We start from the raw sequence: 534 nt of genomic DNA, 5'->3' as shown, positions 1-534 counted from the left end.
AGGACTCCGTCCCGCTGACGCGATAGGCTGCCGAGCGGACTTGGGTTTTGCGGATCCCACGCAGGGTGGTTTCCTGTTGCTCGCTTTCGGGATCCTGATCCAGACGTAACGAGGCTTGCACAATGGCTTCCGTTGTTTCAGAGCCCAGAGCACAGCTCGACTGGGCCAACATTCCCAGATCCAGATCAAAGCCAAAGGTTTCAGATAGGAAAAAGAGACCAGCTTTGTAGGCAATTAAGCTGTAGTAGCGAAAGTAGCCAACAATCTGCAAGACCAGAGCCGACTGGCGGTGTTGTAGGGCTGCCTCGGCCAACAAGCGGTACTGCTTGAGCAGGTTGTAGCCGCTGCGGATGTCTCGCGCGTTGATGACGGCCCGCAGATAGGTGTTGAAAAACTTGATCACCCACCCCGCTACCGTGAGTTGTTGGGCTTCCAGGGCGCGGATCCCCAGCTCCCGGCTGTGAATGGCCACCAGGGTGCTCGCCTGGCGCATGCCGTTTAGCCCTAAGGACTCCGTCCCGCTTACGCGATCGG

General features: G+C 58.1%; 1 protein-coding gene. It reads right to left on the bottom strand.

The genetic code is table 11. The features are described 5' to 3' along the window. Nucleotides 1-534, bottom strand: a 534-nt coding sequence (locus NW818_RS13825; protein ID WP_414424880.1) for a hypothetical protein, incomplete at both ends; no start/stop codon positions are given.

It is taken from the genome of Synechococcus sp. R6-5, from assembly GCF_047461775.1.
In the GTDB taxonomy this organism is placed as follows: Bacteria; Cyanobacteriota; Cyanobacteriia; order Thermostichales; family Thermostichaceae; genus Thermostichus.
The sequence above is the reverse complement of the archived record's forward strand: the minus strand, read 5'-3'. Positions and strand labels throughout refer to the sequence as shown.